The following is a 19,537-nucleotide window of genomic DNA, read 5'->3' on the forward strand; positions in this document are numbered from 1 at the left end:
CCCCTCAGCCCGCCGGCGCGAGAATCAAGCCACTGGTCGGCACACCGGTACCCGAGGTGACCAACACGTGTTCGACGTCGTCGACCTGGTTGTACGACGTTCCGCGGACCTGCCGCACACCCTCGGTGATGCCGTTCATCCCGTGGATGTAGGCCTCGCCGAGCAAACCGCCGTTGGTATTGATCGGGAATTCTCCGCCCAGCGACAGCCGCTCCACGGTGGCGAAGTCTTTGGCTTCGCCGCGCCCGCAGAAGCCGAGTTCCTCGAGCTGGGTGAACACGAACGGTGTGAAATGGTCGTAGATGAAGGCGGTTTGGATGTCCTGGGGCTTGAGGCCCGAGTCACGCCACAGCCGGTCTGCGACCACGCCCATCTCCGGGAGACCGGTGATGTCGTCGCGGTAGTAACTGGTCATCATCTCGCCGTTGGCGGCCGCGCCCTGCGCGGCGGCCGTGATGATCGCCGGCGGTTGCTTCAGGTCGCGGGCACGCTGCGCGCTGGTCACCACCAGCGCGACACCGCCGTCGCTTTCCTGACAGCAATCTAGCAGCCGCAGCACGGGTTCGACGATCCAGCGCGACTTCTGGTGGTCTTCCAACGTGATCGGGCGCTGGTAGAACCACGCGTCGGGGTTGGTGGCGGCGTGTTTGCGGTCGACGACCGCGATGCGGCCGAAGTCTTCGTTGGTGACGCCGTAGGTCGACATGTAGCGCTGGGCGTGCATCGCGACCCACGCTGCGGGAGTGAGCAATCCGAACGGCGCGTAGTGCGCCATGAACAGTGGGGTCTCGGTCATGTTGCGCCCGCTGCCGCCGAACCGGAACCCGGAACGTTCGTTGAAGGCGCGCCAGCACACCACCACGTCAGCGACCCCGGTCGCGACGGCCATCGCCGCATGCACGACGGTGCCGGCCGCGGCACCGCCGCCGTGGTGCACGCGGGAGAAGAAGCTGAGATCGCCGATGCCCACGTTGCGGGCGATGTCGATCTCGTCGCTGGAGTCCATCGTGAAGGTGACCATGCCGTCGACGTCACTGGGCGCCAGGCCCGCATCGTCGAGCGCGGCGCTGACCGCCTCACACGCCAATTGCAGTTCACTGCGCCCGGATTCCTTAGAGAATTCGGTCTGGCCGATTCCGGCGATCGCAGCAGCGCCGGGCAATAAAGGACTGGCGCTCATGCGTCGGCTCCGTCCAGCAGGCTGAGGATCGCCGTCCCCGAGACATGGTCGCCAAGGCTGTTGGCGCCGGCGAAGGTGACCTCGACGAAGTTCTCACCGCCCGTCCCTTCGGTCTTGGCGGTCACGCTGCCGGTGAAGCGCAGCGGATCGTCGGGAAAACACGGCACGCCCAAGCGAATCGACAGATTCTTGACCATCGCTTCGGGGCCGGCCCAATCCGTCAGGAAGCGCACGCAATATCCGTTGGTGGTGAGGATGTTCATGAACAGGTTGGGCGAGCCCTGCTTCTTCGCGTATTCCACGTCGTGGTGCACCGGCATGAAGTCACGCGAGGCGATCGCGCCGGCCACGATCATCGTTGTGGTGATCGGGATTTCGAGTGGGCTGACCTCGTCCCCGACATTGATGTCGGCCCACTTCAAGGTGGTGGTGCGGTGTGCGGTCGTCGTCATCGTTTCCTTCTCAGTAGGTGCTGCCGATACCGGCCAGCTGCGCGGTGGCGCAGCCTTGGGTCAGCTCGTTGTGCTTGGCCCAGAGGAAATAGCGGTGCAGGGGATAGGTGATGTCGATTCCGATGCCGCCGTGCACGTGCTGGGCGGTGGCGACAACCCGTGCACCGGCGTCGGCGGCCCAGAACTTCGCGATGCGTGCCGCCCGATCCGCCGGGCGTCCGTTCGCGATCAGCCAGGCGGCATGCCAGGTGGTCCAGCGGATCGCTTCGACGTCGATGAAAGCGTCGGCCAGCCGCTGTTGCACGGCCTGGAAGCTGCCGATCGGCCGGCCGAATTGTTCACGCCCGCTGGTGTATTCCGCGGCGATCCGCAGCGCCCGTTCGGTGACGCCGAGCTGGATCGCACACAGCCCGATCAGCGCTCGGGTGTGCAGCGATTCGATCGGGCTGTCCAGCCGGTCGGCTTCGGAAACAGTTGCACCACAGAGGAATACGTCTGCATGCGGTTCGCGGCTGGTGGTCGCTACCGGTCGGATCTCGACACCTGGGGCGTCGCTGGGCAGCAGGAACAGGCTCACCTGCCCGTCGCCGATGGTGGCGGGCACCAGCACGGTGTCGGCAAGCTGGGCGGCCGGCACCAGTTCCTTGGCGCCGTCCAGGCGCCAGTTCTGGCCGTCGCGAACGGCTTTGGTGACCGGCCTGAGCGGGTCGGAACGACCGGGTTCGGCCAGCCCGGCGGTCAGGATGCGAGTTCCGGAGATGACGCCGGGCAGAAACCGCTGCTGCTGCTCGCGACTGCCGTGGCGGGCGATCGGGTCCGCGCCCAGCACCAGGGTCGCGTAGGCCGGCACCGGGGCCACGCTCCAGCCGACCTCCGCCAGCAGCACGCCGAGTTCCAGGAAGCCGCCGCCGGAGCCGCCCAACGACTCCGGCAACGCGGTGCCCAGCAGGTCGACGGCCGCGAGCTCCTTCCAGAGCGAGGCGTCGAAGCGGGTCTCGCCGGCTTCCAGCTGGGTCAGTCGCTCCGGGGTGGCACGGCGCCCGAACAGGTCGCGGGCCACCTTGCTGACGGTCTCTTGCTCCTCGGTGAAGGCGAAGTCCATCAGGCGTTACCTACCTGCTCGGCCGGAACTGATGCAGCACCAGATCGTTGTCGAAGGACTGGAAGAAGACCTCGACCGGCATTCCGACGGTGACGTCCGCCGGATCGATGTCACAGAGATTCGACACCAGCCGCACGCCTTCGGCGAGCTCCACCAGCACCACGATGTAGGGGTACTCGAAGAACGGAAACTTGGGTTCGTGCGGCATCACGTAGCTGTAGACGGTGCCGCGGCCCGACGATTCGATGGCCTCCCACTCCAGCGAGCGGCAGTGGGGGCACATGGGGCGTGCCGGATTGCGCAGCGTTGCACATCTCTTGCAGCGCTGGATCAGCAGCTTGCGATCACGCAGCCCGTTCCAGAAGAACTCGGTGTCCGGACTGATCGCGGGTGCCAGCCGGGTGCTCATGAGTTCTCCGGCTTGAAACGCAGGACCCGGAACCGTTGCCGGCCCAGGACTTCGCCGTTCTGATCGGAGTAGGTGATTACCCAGGTCAGGAAGAAGCCGGATCCCTTCGCGGTCTTCTTCTCGTCGGATACTTCCTCGAACACCGACGTCGCGCTGATCACGTCGCCCAGCCGGGGATAGCGTTCGATCTCGAATTCCGAGTTGGTCGCGACCGTGCTGCTGTATCCGGCCTCGTCGAGGAAAGCGGTGGGGTTGTCCTTGATCTCCATCGGTGCCCCGCCGCGCTCGCCGATGCCCTCCAGCTTGGGCGACGGCATCGTCCAGGTCTGCAACATGACCGGTGGCGACACGATGCCGCCGAACCGCGATGCCGCCGCGAACTCCGGATCGAGGTACACCGGGTTCATGTCGTCCAGTGCGTACGCCCAATGCCGGATCATCGGTTGATTCACCGGATCCGGTGCAAGGGTGGGCGTTCCGCTGCCTCCGGTGGGCTTGTTGACGAGCCCCCGCAACTTGGCGAGGAACTCGGGATCTTGGTTGGTCACGTGCTGGATCCTCCTGACTGTTCCTGACTGTTTTGGGGGCCCCGTAGGTCACGCGGTGCTCGTGGCATGCCCAACCCCGCCATGGCGATGATGTCACGTTGAATTTCGTTGGCGCCGCCGCCGAACGTGTTGATCACCGCGAACCGGTACGCCGACTCCAGCGCCCCGCGCAGTGGCGCGTCGTTGCCCTTGCGTAATCCGTTGCGGTCGAGCACCTCCAGCAGTTGGCGGGCGACCTGCTGGGTGAGTTCGGTGCCGAACACCTTGGCGGCCGACGCCTCGCCCATGTTCAGCACGCCCTTCGTCATGGCCGCGTTGACCCGCATGTTCACCAGTTTGTACGCGGCAACCTGCGCTTCGACCCGGGCCAGTGTCAGCCGGACCCACGGTTGGTCGATCACGTACCCGTCGTCGATCGCGGTGGTGCGGGCCCAGTCCAGCGTCTTATCGAACAACGGCTCCAGCGCGCCGAGGTTACCCAGGGCCGCGCGTTCAAAGTTCAGCTGCGTGGTGATCAGTTGCCAGCCCTGGTTCTCGCAGCCGACCAGAGCGCTGGCAGGGACCCGCACGTTGTCGTAGAACGTGTAGAAGGTGGAGACGCCCGGCATGGTATGCAGCGGCTGCCAGGAGAAGCCGGGCGATGACGTGGGCACGATCAGGATCGAAATCCCTTTGTGTTTCTTGGCATTCGGGTCAGTGCGGGCGGCCAGCCAGATGTAGTCGGCGTAGGCGGCGCCGCTGGTGAACATCTTCTGTCCGTTGATCACGTACTCTGCGTCTGGCCCTGAGCCGTCCCTGACCGCGGTGGTGCGGACCGACGCCAGGTCGCTGCCGGCTCCCGGCTCGGAATAGCCGATCGCGAACTCGACGCTGCCGTCCAGGATCGAGGGCAGGAACTTCTGCTTTTGTTCCTCGGTGCCGCACTGCATCAGGGTCGGCCCGACCGTGTTGAGCGTAACCAGCGGGATCGGAGCATCGACCCGCCGCGCCTCCTCGGCGAAGATGAATTGCTCGATCGCCGAGAAGCCGCGTCCGCCATACTCTTTGGGCCACCCCACGCCGAGCAGGTTCGCCTCGGCCAGGGCGCGCACGCACTCGCGTACCTCGGGGCCGCCCTCGACGCGGTCCTTGATCGCGTCGGCGCGCTCTGGTGTCATCACCTGTTGCAGCGTACTGCGGATCTCGGCGCGCAACTGCTCCTGCTCGGCGGTGTACTCGAGTTGCATCGTTCAGTCACCGGCCCCGAGTCGCACCGGCATACGTTTCACCCCGGGCACCATCGTGGCGCGCATCCGGTCCACGTCGCCCACCAGCTCGATCGCGGGGAAGCGCCGCAACAGTTCTTCGAACATCACCGTGGCCTCCAGGCGCGCCAATTGCGCACCGATACAGGAATGTTCACCGCAACCGAACGCGATGTGCGGGTTCGGATGCCGGGTTACTTTGAATTCCTCTGAGTCCGAACCGAATACGTCCTCGTCCCGGTTTGCCGAACCATACAGCATCACCACCACCTGGCCGGCGCGGATCTGCTGACCGCGAATCTCCACATCGGCCGTCGCGGTGCGGGCCATGTGGACCACCGGGCTGTTCCACCGCAGCATCTCCTCGACGGCACCTGGGATCAGCGTCGGATCCTCGACCAGCAGCCGGCGCTGGTCGGGATGCGCGATCAGCGCCAGGGTGCCGAGCGCGATGAGATTGCGGGTGGTTTCGTTGCCGGCGACCAGCAGCAGGAACGCGAAGTTGAGCAGGTCTTCGTCGGTGAGCCGTTCCCCGTCGATCTCGGCGTCGGCCAGCACCGACAGCAAGTCGTCGCGCGGTTGGCCGCGGCGGGCGGCGATCAACCGCTGAAAGTACTCGTAGAGTTGCCCGGCCGCCACCAACGGGTCGAGCTCGATCTCCGGATCGGCCGTGCCGGTCGCCGCGTCCGACCACGCCCGAAATTGCTCCCAGTCGTCGGGAGGTGCGCCGATGAGTTCGGCGATCATCCGGGTGGGCAGCGGAGCGGCGATCTGTTCGGCGAATTCGTGGACGGAGCCCGGCTCGATGCCGTCGAGGATGCCCGTCACGATCTCGCGGATCTTTCCCTCGAGCACCGAAACCCGGCGCCGGGTGAACCCGGCGTTGATCAGCTTGCGCATCTGCCGGTGGCGCGGCGGGTCGGTGAAGATCAGGCTGCCCTGCTGCACCGGGTTGGGCAGGTGCGGATCGGGAATCGTGATGCCGTGGGTGGAGGTGAACAGCGCCGGATTGCTCGACACGAAGCGGATGTCCTCGTACTTCAGCAGCGCCCAGAAGTTGGTGACGTCGTTCCAGCACACCGGCGCGGCGGCCCGCAGCTCCCGGTACGCCGGGTAGGGATCGCCTGCGTAGAAGTCGGGGGAGTGCAGTGGAAAGGTGGTCTGCATGGCCTGGCCTCCCTGGCGCTCCGGCGGGACGGGCCATCCGACAGATTGCCGCAATGTGTCCTGCGACGTTGTGTCTACTCCGGCCCGCATGGCGCTGTCAATACATGCGCAACGCGCTGTAATGCCTCGGAATTCACGAGATTGGTGATTGACGTCACAGGTGCATAGGTGTACACCAGGTGTTTAGATGACCGACCGTCGGGTGAGGATGCAGATGACCGAGCTTCAAACTCCGAAAACGCTTGTCGACACCTACGGGCTGTATATCGACGGCAACTGGGTCGAGCCCGCCGACGGTCGCTACGACGACATATCCCCGGCCAGTGAGCAGGTGATCGCAACCGCACCCGACCCGAGCGTCGCACAGGTGGGCGACGCGATCGCGGCGGCGCGGCGTGCCTTCGACAGCGGCCCGTGGGGCACGATGAGCGCCGAGCAGCGCGCCGGGTGTCTGCGTCAGCTCGGTGATGCGCTGATGAAGCACGCCGACGACTTCTTCGGTCTGTCGCAGGTGGAGTGGGGCTGCACCGCCAACGAGCGCGTGATGCAGATCGACGGTGCCGGGTTCATGTCCATATACGCCGCCCAGCTCGCCACTGAGCTGACCGACCTGCAGGTCAGCGGGATGGGCGCGGGCACCACGGTGCTGCGCCACCAGCCGCTGGGCGTGGTGTCGGTGCTGACGCCGTGGAACTTCCCGCACTGCCTCAACGTGATGAAGCTGAACCATGCCCTCGCCGCCGGAAACACGGTCGTGCTCAAGCCGTCGCCGCTGACGCCGTTGGCCGGCCTTGCGCTCGCGCGGATCATCGACGAGTACACCGACATACCACCGGGTGTCGTCAACGTGGTCACACCGTCGGGCGTCGAGGCGGCCAGGCTGCTGACCACCGATCCGCGGATCGACATGGTCAGCTTCACCGGCAGCTCGGTCATCGGCCGCCAGGTCATGTCCGCCGCCGGGGACACGATGAAGAGACTCCTGCTCGAGCTCGGCGGCAAATCGGCGAGCATCGTCCTCGAGGACACCGAGATCACCGACGAGATGCTGCGGCAGATGCTGTTCGACGGCTGCGCGCTGCACGCCGGGCAGGCCTGCATCCTGCACAGCCGGGTGCTGCTTCCCGATTCGCTGCACGACGAGGTGGTCGATCGGCTGGCCGCCTTGGCCGGCGCGGTCAAGGTCGGCGACCCCACCGATCCGGACGTGCACATGGGTCCGCTGATCAGCGCCGCGCAACGGGAGCGGGTCGAGGCGCACGTGGCCGGCGCGCTGGCCGAGGGCGCCACGCTGGTCACCGGCGGGCGCCGTCCGCCCGGCCTGAACTCCGGCTTCTACTTCGAGCCGACGATCCTGACCGGTGTCGAGCCGAATTCGACTATCGCGCAAGAGGAAGTGTTCGGTCCGGTGATGACCGTGCTGCGCTACCGCGACGAACAGGACGCGATCGCGATCGCGAACAACTCGCAGTACGGACTTTCCGGCGCGGTGTGGGGTGCCGACGTGGATCGCGCTACCCGCGTAGCGCGTCGCATCCGGACCGGGCAGGTCGCCGTCAACGGTTGCAGCCCGGGTGGTGCGCCGTTCGGCGGCTTCAAACTCAGCGGACTGGGCCGCGAGGGCGGTGGCCTCATCGGCGTCCATCAATACATGGAACAGATGGCCATCGGGATTCCCGCGTGACGGGACCCCTCACCGGGCTCCACGTCGTCGAAATCGCCAACCAGATCGCAGGTCCTTACGCCGCAAAGCTTTTCGTAGACCTCGGCGCCGAGGTCACCAAGATCGAGCCGCCCGCCGGGGATCCACTGCGCCGCTGGGGCCCGTTCGCGTCCGGGAACGCCGAACCGGCATGGGGCGGCTTGTTTGGATACCTCAACGCGGGCAAGAGCGGTGCCACTCTTGACTTCGACGAGCCGGATGGCGTTGCGGCCGCGAGCGAATTGATCGCCGGTGCGCATCTGCTGGTGGAGAACTTGGCGCCGGCAACGCTGGACGGCTGGGGGCTCGGCATCGACACCCTGCAACGGCTCAACCCAAACTTGGTGGTGCTGCGTATTTCTCACTGCGGCCAGTCAGGACCCATGCGGGACCGTCCGATGACACCGCTGACCATGCAGGCGGCCTCGGGCTGGATCAGTAGCCGCGATCCCGACCGCCCACCGGTGCAGGTCGGCGGCCGGATCTCCGAATATGTCGCGGGGACGTACGGGGCACTGGGCGCGCTGACCGCGCTGCGTATGCGGTCTGCCGGCCGAGTCCGCGAGGTGGACGTGTCGGAGGTCGAGGCGTTGCTGTCGACGCTGCCCTATCCGATGTTGATGGCGCAGCGGATGAAACGACTTGGGCTGCCGGCGAATATGCGCTCGGCGCCGATGCTGGGCGTGGTGCGGGCCGTCGACGGCTGGGTGGGCATCAACTGCCTGACGGGACAGCACTGGCTCGACGTGTGCGCGATGCTGGGCCTGCCCGAGTACGGCGAGCAGCAGATCGCGATCATGCTGGGTGGCCCCGAGCGTGACGAATTCTTCGCCAAGGCCGAGCCGATGCTCGCCGGCCAGACGGTCGCCGAGATCGTCGAACTTGGCCAGGCGCTGCGGATTCCGGCCGCCCCGGTCAACGACGGCGCCAGCGTGCTGGACTGCCCGCAGTACGCCGCGCGCGGATTCTTCGCCGAATACGACGGCCACCAGCGCCCCGGGCCGCCATTCCGGTTCTCGAAAACTCCTGTGCCGCAACCGGGTCCGCCGCCACGGCCGGGAACAACAGCCGCCCCGTGGGCTACCGCGGGCCAATCGCTGACGCCGGCGGCGGGCGAGGTGGCGTTCGCCGGATTGCGGGTGCTGGACCTGACCACATTTTGGGCCGGGGCGTATCTGACCTGCTACCTCGGCGCGTTCGGCGCCGACATCGTCAAGGTCGAATCGATCCAGCGCCCCGACGGCCACCGCTACTCGGGGGCGTTCGCTTACGAGGGCGACGACTGGTATGAGCGCAGCCCGATCTGGCAGGGGACCAACCTCAACAAGCGCGACCTGACGCTCGACCTGACCTCGCAGCGTGGCCTCGACATCGCCCGCCGGCTCGCCGCCACGGCCGATGTCGTGGTGGAGAATTTCTCGCCGCGCGTGGTGGAGAACTTCGGTCTGGACTACGGCGCGCTGACGGCGCTGAACCCCGACGTGATCGTGATTCGAATGCCCGGTTATGGATTGGCCGGGCCGTGGCGCGACTACGTCGGCTGGGCGCTGAACTTCGAGCAGACCGCCGGCATGTCGGCGATCACCGGGTATCCCGACGGGCCGCCGTGCAATCCGCAGGGCCCGGCCGACCCGATCGTCGGGGTGCACGCGGGAGTCGCGCTGCTCGCCGCGCTCGAACACCGAAGCCGCACCGGAGTCGGGCAGCTGATCGAAATCGCCCAGATCGAGGTCGCCGCGTGCGTGACCGCCGAGCCGGTGATCGAGTACTCGATGAACGGCGTCGTCTCATCCCGGCAAGGCAACCGTCAACGCGGCTACCTGCAGGGCGTCTATCCGACCGCCGTCGACGGTGTCTGGGTCGCGATGTCGCTATCCGACGACGAGACGATCGACCACGACGTCTTCGACGAGCTGGTCACCGCCTGGACCCACACGCAGCAACCCGCCGACATCATCGAAAGTCTGGGAAGGCAGGGCATTCCGGCCGAGCAGGTGATCACAGGCGAGCAGATGTATGACCCCGAGTTCATCGGCGCCCAGCTCGACGCGCGTGGCTTCTACGAAGAGTTCGAACATCCGATCACCGGCCCGCACCGCTATCCCGGCTGGCCGTTTCGCATCAGACCCGGGCCGGATCACCACCACCGCAGCGCGCCGCCGACACTCGGGCAGCACAACGACGAAATCCTGCGTGGTCTCGGGCTGTCCGACGACGAGGTGGCCACGCTGCGCGATCAGCGGGTGATCGGCGAGCGGGTGCAAGGCGCCTAGCCTAACCGCCGAACCGCACCGGCATCCGGGTTACCAACGGCAACATCGTGGCCGGCATCCGGTCCACCTCGCCGGCCAGCTCCATATCGGGAAAGCGACCCAGCAGCTCGCCGAAAAACACCGTCGCCGTGAGGCGGGCCAGTTGCGCACCGACACAAGCATGTTCACCGGAGCCGAACGCGATGTGCGGGTTCGGATTCCGGGTCACCCTGAATTCTTCGGCGGTGGAACCGAATACGTCCTCGTCTCGGTTGGCCGAGCCATACAGCATCACCACCAACTCGCCCTCGGCGATCCGCTGACCGCGAATCTCGACCTCCGTCGTCGCCGTGCGGGCCATGTGCGTCACGGGGCTGGTCCAGCGCAACATCTCCTCGACACCGCCCGCGATCTTCGCCGGATCCTCGACGAGTAGCCGGCGCTGGTCGGGGTGTGCGACCAGCGCCAGCGTGCCGAGCGCGAGCAGACTGCGGGTGGTCTCTATTCCGGAGGCCAGCAGCAGGAACGAAAAGTCAAGCAGTTCATCGTCGCTGAGCCCGACCCCGTCGGCCCGCGCACCGGCCAGCACCGACAACACGTCGTCGCCACCGGCGGTGCGGCTGGCCGCGACCAGCTGGCGGATGCAGTGATAGAGCCGGCCGGCGGTCTCGAGGCCGTCGAGCTCGGGGCTGGTGCCGGCGGTTGCGATCACCGCGTCCGTCCAGGCCTGGAATTGCTCGCGGTCGTCGCGCGGCACACCGAGTAGTTCGGCGATCACGCGCGCCGGCAGCGCAGCGGCAATCGTCTCGATGAAGTCGTGGACCGAGTCCGGCTCGATGCCGTCCAGCATCCCGCCGACGATCTCGCGGATCGCCGGTTCCAGCAGGGCGCCCTGGCGGCGGGTGAATCCGGCGTTGATCAGCTTGCGCAGCTGCCGGTGGCGCGGCGGGTCGGTGAAGATGAGGCTGCTTTCCTGCACGGGATTGGGCAGGCCCGGCGTGGGGATGTTGATGCCGCGGGTGGAGGTGAACAGCGCCGGGTTCGTCGAGACGAAGCGGACGTCGTCGTAGCGCAGCAGCGCCCAGAACCCGGCGACCTCGTTCCAGCACACCGGCGCCGTCGCGCGTAGCTCTCGGTAGCCGGGGTAGGGGTCGCCCGCGTAGAAGTCGGGGGAGTGCAACGGAAACGAACTCTGCATGGCAAAGCCTTCCTGGCCCGGTCGAGCAGCACCCTACCGAAGGCGATGCGGCCTCGGCGTGAGCCTTTCGTAAACGGCTTGTCACATGCCAAGCTGCTGACATGGTCATCGAGATCGCCCGTCCAAAGCTCGAAGGAAACGTCGCCGTCGGCGACGACCGCCAAATCGGGTTCGCCGAATTCGGTGACCCGCACGGCCGGGCGGTGTTCTGGCTGCACGGCACCCCGGGTGCCCGCCGGCAAATTCCGACCGAGGCCCGCGTCTACGCCGAAGATCACGGCATCCGGTTGATCGGCCTGGATCGTCCGGGGATCGGCTCGTCGACGCCGCACCGCTACGAGAACATCCGGGCGTTCGCCGATGACCTGCGCACGATCGCCGACACCCTCGGTATCGACAAGATGGCCGTCATCGGCCTGTCCGGCGGGGGCCCGTACGCACTCGCCTGTGCCGCGGTGCTGCCTGATCGCGTCGTTGCGACCGGTGTGCTGGGGGGCGTCGCGCCGTTCGTCGGTGACGAGGGGATCAGCAGCGGGCTGATGGAACTGGGCAAGCGGGTGGCGCCGCTGTTGCGGCTGGGCGGTGACCCGCTGCGGATCGGCGCCAGCCTGATGGTCCGGACCGTCCGTCCGCTCGCGAACACCGCGCTGTATCTGTATGCCGCGATATCGCCGGAAGCCGACCGGCGCCTGCTCACCCGGCCGGAGTTCGGCGCCATGTTCCTCGACGATTTGCTCAACGGCAGCCGCAAACAACTCGCGGCCCCGTTCAACGACGTGATCCTGTTCGTCCGGGACTGGGGGTTCCGGCTGGACGAGGTCAAGGTTCCGGTCCGCTGGTGGCACGGCGACAGCGACCACATCGTGCCCTTTGCCCACGGCGAGCACGTGGTGTCCTTGCTGCCCGACTGCGAATTGTTCGTACTGCCGGGCGAAAGTCACCTGGCCGGGCTGGGCCGCGGCGAAGAGATCCTGTCCACACTGATGAAAATATGGGACGAGCAGGCCTGACAGGGCCTAGTCGACAGGTGTCGGTAGCCTGCTGAGGTGCTGCTCGCATCGCTGAATCCCGCCGCCGTTACAGCTACTGACATCCCCGACGCGGTCAAGATCGACGGCGCCGTACTGAGTCGCAGCGACCTGATCGGCGGCGCGACGTCGGTGGCCGAACGCGTCGCCGGCGCAGACCGCGTCGCGGTGCTGGCCACCCCGAGCGTGTCGACCGTGCTGGCGGTCACCGGCTGCCTGATCGCCGGCGTCCCCTTCGTCCCGGTGCCCTCGGACGTCGGCGCGGCCGAACGCAAGCACATGCTGACCGACTCCGGCGCGCAGGCGTGGCTCGGGACAGAGCCCGACGAGCCGGGGGGCCTGCCGCACATCCCGGTGCGGCTGCACGCCCGGTCCTGGCATCGCTATCCCGAGCCGGCGCCCGAGGCCACCGCGATGGTCATCTACACCTCGGGCACCACGGGAGCGCCCAAGGGCGTCGTGGTGAGTCGCCGGGCGATCGCCGCCGACCTGGACGCGCTGGCGCAGGCCTGGCAGTGGACTCCCGTCGACGTGCTGGTGCACGGGTTGCCGCTGTTTCACATCCACGGCTTGGTGCTGGGTCTGCTCGGGTCGCTGCGGATCGGAAACCGCTTCGTGCACACCGGGAAACCGACACCGGCCGGTTATGCGAAGGCCCACACGGAATCCGGTGGCACCCTGTACTTCGCGGTGCCGACGGTGTGGTCGCGGGTGGTGGCCGATCAGGCGGCCGCCGAGACATTGCGCTCGGCACGGCTGCTGGTATCCGGTAGCGCGGCGCTGCCGGTTCCGGTGTTCGACCGGCTGGAACAGCTGACCGGGCACCGGCCCATCGAACGCTACGGCGCGTCGGAGTCGTTGATCACGGTGTCGACGCGGGCCGACGGCGAACGCCGCCCGGGCTGGGTCGGGCTGCCGCTCAGTGGCGTCGAGACCCGGCTGCTCGACGACGCCGGCGATCCCGTCCCCCATGACGGGGAAACCGTTGGCAAGCTTGCGGTTCGGGGCCCGACGCTGTTCGACGGATACCTGAACCGGCCGGAGGCCACCGCCGAGGTGTTCGATGCCGACGGCTGGTACCAGACCGGCGATGTCGCGGTCATCGACGGCGAGGGCATGCACCGCATCGTCGGCCGCGAATCGGTTGACCTGATCAAATCGGGCGGATATCGCATTGGCGCAGGCGAAATCGAGACATCGCTGTTGGGCCATCCTGGCGTGCAGGAAGCGGCCGTTGTCGGAATGCCCGACGACGACCTTGGCCAGCGCATCGTCGCATTCGTGGTCGGCGTTTCCGGCCTCAACACCAACGAGCTGATTGACTTTGTCGCCCAAGAGCTTTCGATACACAAGCGACCGCGCGAGGTCCGGGTGGTGGACGCGTTGCCGCGTAACGCGATGGGCAAGGTCGTCAAGAAGCAGTTGCTGTCCGAGGGATGAGACGTAGCGCCGTTTCTGGTATGCAGGTTGAGGGTCGTTTTAGGGGCCTGGAACTTTTAGCGACACGCAGGATTTTGCCAGGCTTTCGGACAAGCGAGAGTCCACTGCTTCGCATAATTTCGTTTGTGGACATGCAGGCAAACACACCACGGGGACAGGTAAGGATGTGCCATGGGTGAGTCGATCCGCCCGGCGGGTGCTGCGACGACGATCGCGGACCAACCGCGCGCCGCACCGATGGCGCGGGTCGCGACCTCGTGTCTGGTCGGTTCGGCGATCGAGTTCTACGACTTCCTGATCTACGGCACCGCGGCGGCACTGGTGTTTCCCGCCGTGTTCTTTCCGAACCTCACGCCCGGCGTGGCGATGATCGCCTCGATGGGGACGTTCGCCACGGCGTTTTTGTCGCGGCCCATCGGTGCGGCCGTCTTCGGGTACTTCGGGGACCGGCTGGGCCGCAAGAAGACGCTGATCTCCACGTTGCTGATCATGGCCGTGGCGACCGTGAGCGTCGGCCTGGTTCCCAGCACCGCCTCCATCGGGGTGGCGGCGCCGTTGATCCTGATGGGGCTGCGGCTGCTGCAGGGGTTTGCGGTGGGCGGCGAATGGGCCGGGTCGGCGTTGTTGAGCGCCGAATACGCCCCGGGCGCCCGTCGCGGCTTGTACGGGATGTTCACCTTGCTGGGCGGCGGTGTCGCCGGAGTGCTGAGCAGCCTGACCTTCCTCGGCGTGAACGTCACGATCGGCGAATACAGCCCCGAGTTCCTGCAGTGGGGCTGGCGGATCCCGTTCCTGATCAGCTCGGTGCTGATCGCGCTGGCGTTGTACGTGCGGCTCAACATCGACGAGACTCCGGTGTTCGCCGAGGAGAAGTCACGCGACCTGGTGCCCAAAGCGCCGCTGGCCGAGGTGTTTCGCCTGCAGGGCCGGGAGATCCTGCTGGCCGCCGGCAGCGTGCTGTGCACGATGGCGTTCTGCTACATGGGCAACACGTATTTCACGATGTACGCGCACACCCACCTGGGCTATACGCGCGGCTTCATCTGGTCGGTCGGTGTGCTGAGCGGTCTGGTGAGCATCGCGGCGGTGATCGCCTCGGCCATTCTGAGCGATCGATTCGGCCGGCGCCGGATCATGTTGGTGGGCTGGGCGACGTGTGTGCCGTGGGCGTTTGTGGTGATCCCCCTGATCGACACCGGCCACAAAGCGTTGTATACGGTTGCGATTGTCGGCACCTTCGCGATCTCCGGGATCGGCAGCGGACCCATCGGAGCCTTCATCCCCGAACTCTTCGCCACCCGCTACCGCTATAGCGGCTCGGCACTGGCGATCAATCTGGCCGGCGTCTTCGGCGGGGCGCTGCCGCCGCTGATCGCCGGGACGCTGCTGGCGACCTACGGCAGCTGGTCGATCGGGGTCATGCTGGCGGCTCTCGCGCTGATCAGCCTGGTCTGCACTTATCTGCTGCCCGAAACCTGCGGGACGTCGCTGTAGCTCAGTTGGCGTGCAGGTCCTCGTTCAGCGCAATGCCCTGACCGCCGCGGGCCACCACTTCCACGGCACCGCTGACCGAATTGCGGCGGAACAACAGGTTGTTGCCGCCCGACAGCTCCAGTGCCTTCATCGTTTTGCCTTCGGGCGTAATGACTTTGGTGCCGGCCGTGACATACAGGCCGGCTTCGACGACGCAATCGTCGCCCAGCGAGATGCCCAGGCCCGCGTTGGCACCGAGCAGACACCGCTTACCGATCGAAATGACTTCGGTACCACCGCCGGACAGTGTGCCCATGATCGACGCGCCGCCGCCGATGTCGGAGCCGTCGCCCACCACGACGCCGGCCGAGATGCGGCCCTCCACCATCGACGTGCCCAGCGTGCCGGCGTTGTAGTTGACGAAACCTTCGTGCATCACGGTGGTCCCGGACGCGAGGTGCGCGCCCAGGCGCACCCGGTCGGCGTCGGCGATGCGGACCCCGGTGGGCATCACGTAGTCGACCATCCGCGGGAACTTGTCGACGCCGTAGACGGTCACCTGTCCCTTGCGGCGCAGCCGCGCGCGGACCGACTCGAAACCCTCGATCGCGCAGGGTCCGTGATTAGTCCACACCACATTGGTCAATACGCCGAACAAGCCGCCGGCGTTCAGCCCGTGCGGCGCGACCAGGCGGTGAGACAGCAAGTGCAGCCGCAGGTAGGCGTCGTAGGCGTCGGCGGCCACCTCGTCGAGTGAGCCGATGACCGTGCGTACGGCCACGGTCTCGGTGTTGCGGTCGTCGTCGCGCCCGACCAGTGCGGCCAGCTCCGGCGGAATATCGGACAGCGCAAGGCGCGACGTGCCGCTGGTGTCCGACTCCGTCAGTTCCGGTGCGGGAAACCATGTGTCGAGGATCGATCCGTCGAAGGCCAGTGTCGCCAACCCGATACCTGCAGCTCCAGTCACGGCGGTCAGGTTACTTCGTGCGTTGCGCGCGGGTCCGCGCGCCCTTCCGACCATTACGCTGGTTGGGTGCTGGACTTGCATGGGGATCCGATCGCGTTGACCGCGGCGCTGGTCGACATCCCCAGCGAGTCGCGAGACGAAGCGCGCATTGCCGCCGAGGTCGAGGCGGCGCTGCGCGCGCAGACCACCGGCTTCGAGATCGTCCGCAACGGCAACGCGGTGCTGGCGCGCACCCGGCGAAACCTGCCGTCGCGGGTGCTGCTGGCCGGTCATCTCGACACGGTCCCAGCCGCCGACAACCTGCCCAGCCATCGCTCGGCGGACGCCGAAGGCGACATGCTGTATGGCTGCGGCACCTCCGACATGAAATCCGGTGACGCCGTGTTTCTGCATCTGGCCGCCACGGTGGCCGAACCGGCACACGATCTGACGCTGGTGCTCTACGACTGCGAGGAAATCGACGCGGCCGCAAACGGTTTGGGCCGCATCGAGCGTGAGCTGCCGGACTGGTTGGCCGCCGACGTCGCGATCCTGGGTGAGCCCACCGGCGGCTATATCGAGGCGGGGTGTCAGGGCACGCTGCGAGTTGTGGTCAGCGCCAACGGAACCCGGGCGCATTCGGCGCGGTCCTGGTTGGGCGACAACGCAATTCACAAACTGGGTACGGTGCTGGAGCGGTTGGCCGCCTACCAGGCTCGAACCGTCGACATCGACGGCTGCCAATACCGGGAAGGCTTGTCGGCGGTGCGGGTCGACGGCGGCGTCGCCGGCAACGTCATTCCCGACGCCGCCTCGGTCACCGTCAACTACCGCTTCGCCCCCGACCGGTCGCTCGCCGAGGCGCTGCAACACGTGCATGACGTGCTGGACGGCATCGACGTGCGGATCGAGCAGACCGACGGCGCCGCCGGAGCGCTACCCGGGCTGTCCCAGCCGGCCGCCAAGGCGCTGGTCGAGGCGGCCGGCGGGCAGGTGCGCGCCAAGTACGGCTGGACGGACGTGTCCCGATTCGCCGCCCTGGGCATCCCGGCGGTCAACTTCGGGCCCGGCGACCCCAACCTGGCGCACACCCGCGACGAACGGGTGCCCGTCGCCGCGATCACCGCCGCCGCGGACATGCTGCGGGGATACCTAGCGGTTTTAGCAGGCGGCTAAGCGCACTGCTGGGCCTGCGCGGCCGCAGTGGCGGCCGCAGCGTGCAGACCGACCGCCGTCAGCTCCGCGGCCACCGCACGCAGCGCGTCCCCGTCGTTCGTCGCCAGCGCTTTGGCATGAGCCAGCGCGAGCTGTCCCGCCACGCAGTCGACCTCGTCGCACAGCCGGGCCAGCGGATCGACCGCGCGGATGTCGCCGAGGCGCACGGCCTCGTGCCAGACGCGAAGCGCCACCGCAGACTGCCCGCGTCGTTCGGCCATCCGGGCCGCGTCCCGGACCGCGGCGATCGCCCCGTGCGAGTCGCGCCCGGCGGCCAACCGCCAGGCCCGGGCCACGCCCAGCTCGGGGCTGAACAGAGCCGACTTGGTGCCATGCCGAGATTCGGCTCTGCTCAAGGCTTTTGCCGCGGCGGCGATGTCGCCCTGCTGGGCCAGCGCGGTGGCCAGCAGCATCAGCGACAGCGGCCCCCACGAGTAGCCGGTGCGTTCCAGGGCCGCGGCCGCCGGACCCAACAGCGCGGCGGCTTCGCCGAATCGGCCGGCGGCGATCATCATGTGCGCCAGCAGCACCTCGCCGATCGCGCGACCCGGCTGCTGCAATTCGGCGAAATCGGTGAACTGCTGCGCCAGTTCGGTCGCCGTCTCGACCCGGCCGGCCATCAGCAGGGTCGTCGTCTCGCCCAGGCCGACCGTGAACCGCAGCAGCCCGGGGTGCTCGGCGCCCAGCGCGCGTTGCGCCAGCGGCTCTACGTCGGCGAACCGGCCCTGGCGCGCCGAACACAGCGTCGCCGCGCTCGCCGCCCAGGCCACCGCCTGGTCGTCGGCGGCCGGTGAGTCCAGCACCCGATGCGCGATCTCGACGGCGCCCCCGATGTTGCCGGCGTTCATCGCGAAGGTTGCGCTCAGCGCGTCGAGCGTGACCCGCGGGCCGACATCGGGAACGCGATTACGGATCGTCAGCAGAAACGCGGTGGCCCGCTCCGGCTCGCTGAGCATGAAGAACTGATTGGCCGCCCGCAGCAGGGTCCATGCCATCAGGTCTTCTTCGGACAACGCGGCGGAATCCACGGCGGCCAGCAACTCCTCGGCCTCGCGGCCCCGGCCCTGAAACGCCAGCGAATTCGCCAGCGGCAGCCGCGCGGCCAGTGCCTGGCCGTCCTCGCCGCGCGCCAGCGCGGAGCGGGCGAACCGTTCGGCGAGCGTGAGATCGCCGAGCCGCAGCGCCTGTTGCGCGGCGTCGACGACCGCGGCCACCGGCTGCGGAGCGTCGCTGTCCAGCGCCAGGGAGGCCAGCCGCAGCCGGTCGCTGAGGTGTTCGGACGGATGCCGGGACTGCAGCTCGACCACCTCGGTGCGCCGCTGCCGGGCACCGTCGGCGCCCAGCGCGGCCCGCGCCCGTTCGGAGAACAGCGGGTGGGCGGTGTAGACGACCGGATCTTCGGCGCGCTCGTCGCGCACCCGGGTTTCGGCCGCGCCCCACTGCTGCGCCTCGCCGACCGCGCCGTCGCCGGCCAGCGCGGTGAGATCGGCCGCCGACAGCGGCTCCTCGACGGCGAGATAGTCGAGCACCGCCCGCGCGGCGGCGGGCAACTCGGCGATGAAGGTGTCGACCTCGGCCGTGCTGGTGGGCTGGCCGGGCGCGTCGACATCGATGCGCTCCAGCAGGCCGTCGGTCCACAGCGCCGCGATGGCCTCGGGTGCGGTGTCAGCGCGGGCGGTGACGATCATCCGGGCGGTCCCGGCCAGCGCCAGCTGGTAGACCAGGGTGGCCGACAGGATGTCCAAGTCGTGGGCATCGTCGACGATCAGCAGCAGATCTCCCTGCCGGTCGCCGCTCAGCGATGCCCGGGCCGCCCGCAGCAGCGCGGCCGGCTTCCCGATGTCGTCCCCGAAGTTGGAGAAGTCCACGATGTGGCTGAAGGCGCCGAACGGGACCACGCGCTCGGTCGGGGTGCCGGTGACCCAGCGGATGAAAGTGCTCGGGTTGCCACGAGAGAAGTTCTCGGCGGCCAACCGCGCCAGGGTCGACTTGCCGACGCCGTCGGGACCGAGCACGACCGCACCGCGCCGCGGTCCGTCACCCAGCGCGGAATCCAGTCGTTCCAGGGTGGACGCGTGCTGCGGGACGTTCCATCGAATCGGCATCGCCGAATTTTATGGCGGCGCGGTGGCCAGCCGATGACTAGCTAGCGCGAAAGCCCCATACGCGCACGGTTCGAAC

At 67.7% G+C, this 19,537-nt stretch carries 16 protein-coding genes; 6 read left to right on the top strand and 10 right to left on the bottom strand.

What is annotated here, in order from left to right; translation table 11 throughout:
• Window positions 1-4: 4 nt before the first annotated feature.
• Genes AC5Y5O_RS19320 through AC5Y5O_RS19350 form a run of 7 tightly spaced genes read right to left on the bottom strand, consistent with a single transcriptional unit; the run spans window position 5 to window position 6,102 of the window.
• Window positions 5-1,180 carry a lipid-transfer protein gene (locus tag AC5Y5O_RS19320; protein WP_096289684.1) on the bottom strand — a complete coding sequence of 392 codons (1,176 nt, stop codon included), beginning with the start codon at window positions 1,178-1,180 and terminating at the stop codon, window positions 5-7.
• Window positions 1,177-1,632 (bottom strand): MaoC family dehydratase, encoded by a 456-nt coding sequence (locus AC5Y5O_RS19325; RefSeq protein WP_096289683.1) that lies wholly within the window; start codon window positions 1,630-1,632, stop codon window positions 1,177-1,179. The genes AC5Y5O_RS19320 and AC5Y5O_RS19325 overlap by 4 nt, the downstream gene beginning before the upstream one ends.
• A gap of 10 nt (window positions 1,633-1,642) precedes the next feature.
• On the bottom strand, window positions 1,643-2,734 hold the full coding sequence (locus AC5Y5O_RS19330) for an acyl-CoA dehydrogenase family protein (protein ID WP_096289682.1): 1,092 nt from the start codon (window positions 2,732-2,734) through the stop codon (window positions 1,643-1,645).
• Between the two features lie 10 nt (window positions 2,735-2,744).
• Window positions 2,745-3,143: a Zn-ribbon domain-containing OB-fold protein gene (locus AC5Y5O_RS19335; protein ID WP_096289681.1), complete on the bottom strand. Its 399-nt coding sequence runs from the start codon at window positions 3,141-3,143 to the stop codon at window positions 2,745-2,747.
• Window positions 3,140-3,691: a MaoC family dehydratase gene (locus AC5Y5O_RS19340; protein WP_096289680.1), complete on the bottom strand. Its 552-nt coding sequence runs from the start codon at window positions 3,689-3,691 to the stop codon at window positions 3,140-3,142. The genes AC5Y5O_RS19335 and AC5Y5O_RS19340 overlap by 4 nt, the downstream gene beginning before the upstream one ends.
• Window positions 3,688-4,917 carry an acyl-CoA dehydrogenase family protein gene (locus AC5Y5O_RS19345; protein ID WP_096289679.1) on the bottom strand — a complete coding sequence of 410 codons (1,230 nt, stop codon included), beginning with the start codon at window positions 4,915-4,917 and terminating at the stop codon, window positions 3,688-3,690. The genes AC5Y5O_RS19340 and AC5Y5O_RS19345 overlap by 4 nt, the downstream gene beginning before the upstream one ends.
• Window positions 4,918-4,920: 3 nt before the next feature.
• Complete coding sequence (locus tag AC5Y5O_RS19350) at window positions 4,921-6,102, bottom strand: cytochrome P450 (RefSeq protein WP_096289678.1); 1,182 nt, start codon at window positions 6,100-6,102, stop codon at window positions 4,921-4,923.
• A gap of 214 nt (window positions 6,103-6,316) precedes the next feature.
• Here AC5Y5O_RS19350 and AC5Y5O_RS19355 point away from each other — a divergent pair, with 214 nt between their 5' ends.
• Window positions 6,317-7,786: an aldehyde dehydrogenase family protein gene (locus AC5Y5O_RS19355; RefSeq protein WP_500026782.1), complete on the top strand. Its 1,470-nt coding sequence runs from the start codon at window positions 6,317-6,319 to the stop codon at window positions 7,784-7,786.
• The gene (locus AC5Y5O_RS19360; RefSeq protein ID WP_500026783.1) at window positions 7,783-10,077 is read left to right on the top strand and encodes a CaiB/BaiF CoA transferase family protein; all 2,295 of its coding nucleotides are present in this window, start codon (window positions 7,783-7,785) and stop codon (window positions 10,075-10,077) included. Before AC5Y5O_RS19355 ends, AC5Y5O_RS19360 begins: the two co-directional genes overlap by 4 nt.
• Window position 10,078: 1 nt before the next feature.
• Here the strand turns inward: AC5Y5O_RS19360 and AC5Y5O_RS19365 are convergent, their stop codons facing one another.
• Complete coding sequence (locus AC5Y5O_RS19365; protein ID WP_500026785.1) at window positions 10,079-11,254, bottom strand: cytochrome P450; 1,176 nt, start codon at window positions 11,252-11,254, stop codon at window positions 10,079-10,081.
• Window positions 11,255-11,355: 101 nt separating this feature from the next.
• On the opposite strand from AC5Y5O_RS19365, the gene AC5Y5O_RS19370 reads away from it, so the two are divergent.
• From AC5Y5O_RS19370 to AC5Y5O_RS19380, 3 genes are all read left to right on the top strand, one after another.
• Window positions 11,356-12,264: an alpha/beta fold hydrolase gene (locus tag AC5Y5O_RS19370; RefSeq protein WP_500026787.1), complete on the top strand. Its 909-nt coding sequence runs from the start codon at window positions 11,356-11,358 to the stop codon at window positions 12,262-12,264.
• A gap of 36 nt (window positions 12,265-12,300) precedes the next feature.
• The gene (locus tag AC5Y5O_RS19375; protein WP_500026791.1) at window positions 12,301-13,722 is read left to right on the top strand and encodes an acyl-CoA synthetase; all 1,422 of its coding nucleotides are present in this window, start codon (window positions 12,301-12,303) and stop codon (window positions 13,720-13,722) included.
• A gap of 237 nt (window positions 13,723-13,959) precedes the next feature.
• Window positions 13,960-15,216 carry an MFS transporter gene (locus tag AC5Y5O_RS19380; protein ID WP_096291314.1) on the top strand — a complete coding sequence of 419 codons (1,257 nt, stop codon included), beginning with the start codon at window positions 13,960-13,962 and terminating at the stop codon, window positions 15,214-15,216.
• 1 nt (window position 15,217) lies between these two features.
• On the opposite strand, the gene dapD is transcribed toward AC5Y5O_RS19380, so the two are convergent.
• Complete coding sequence (dapD, locus tag AC5Y5O_RS19385; protein ID WP_096291313.1) at window positions 15,218-16,171, bottom strand: 2,3,4,5-tetrahydropyridine-2,6-dicarboxylate N-succinyltransferase; 954 nt, start codon at window positions 16,169-16,171, stop codon at window positions 15,218-15,220.
• Between the two features lie 57 nt (window positions 16,172-16,228).
• On the opposite strand from dapD, the gene dapE reads away from it, so the two are divergent.
• Window positions 16,229-17,317, top strand: a complete 1,089-nt coding sequence (dapE, locus tag AC5Y5O_RS19390; protein WP_096289673.1) for a succinyl-diaminopimelate desuccinylase — start codon at window positions 16,229-16,231, stop codon at window positions 17,315-17,317.
• Here the strand turns inward: dapE and AC5Y5O_RS19395 are convergent.
• The gene (locus tag AC5Y5O_RS19395; RefSeq protein WP_096289672.1) at window positions 17,314-19,461 is read right to left on the bottom strand and encodes an AAA family ATPase; all 2,148 of its coding nucleotides are present in this window, start codon (window positions 19,459-19,461) and stop codon (window positions 17,314-17,316) included. The two genes, dapE and AC5Y5O_RS19395, sit on opposite strands and share 4 nt — an antisense overlap.
• Window positions 19,462-19,537 lie beyond the last annotated feature (76 nt).

It is taken from the genome of Mycobacterium sp. NGS40, from assembly GCF_059812735.1.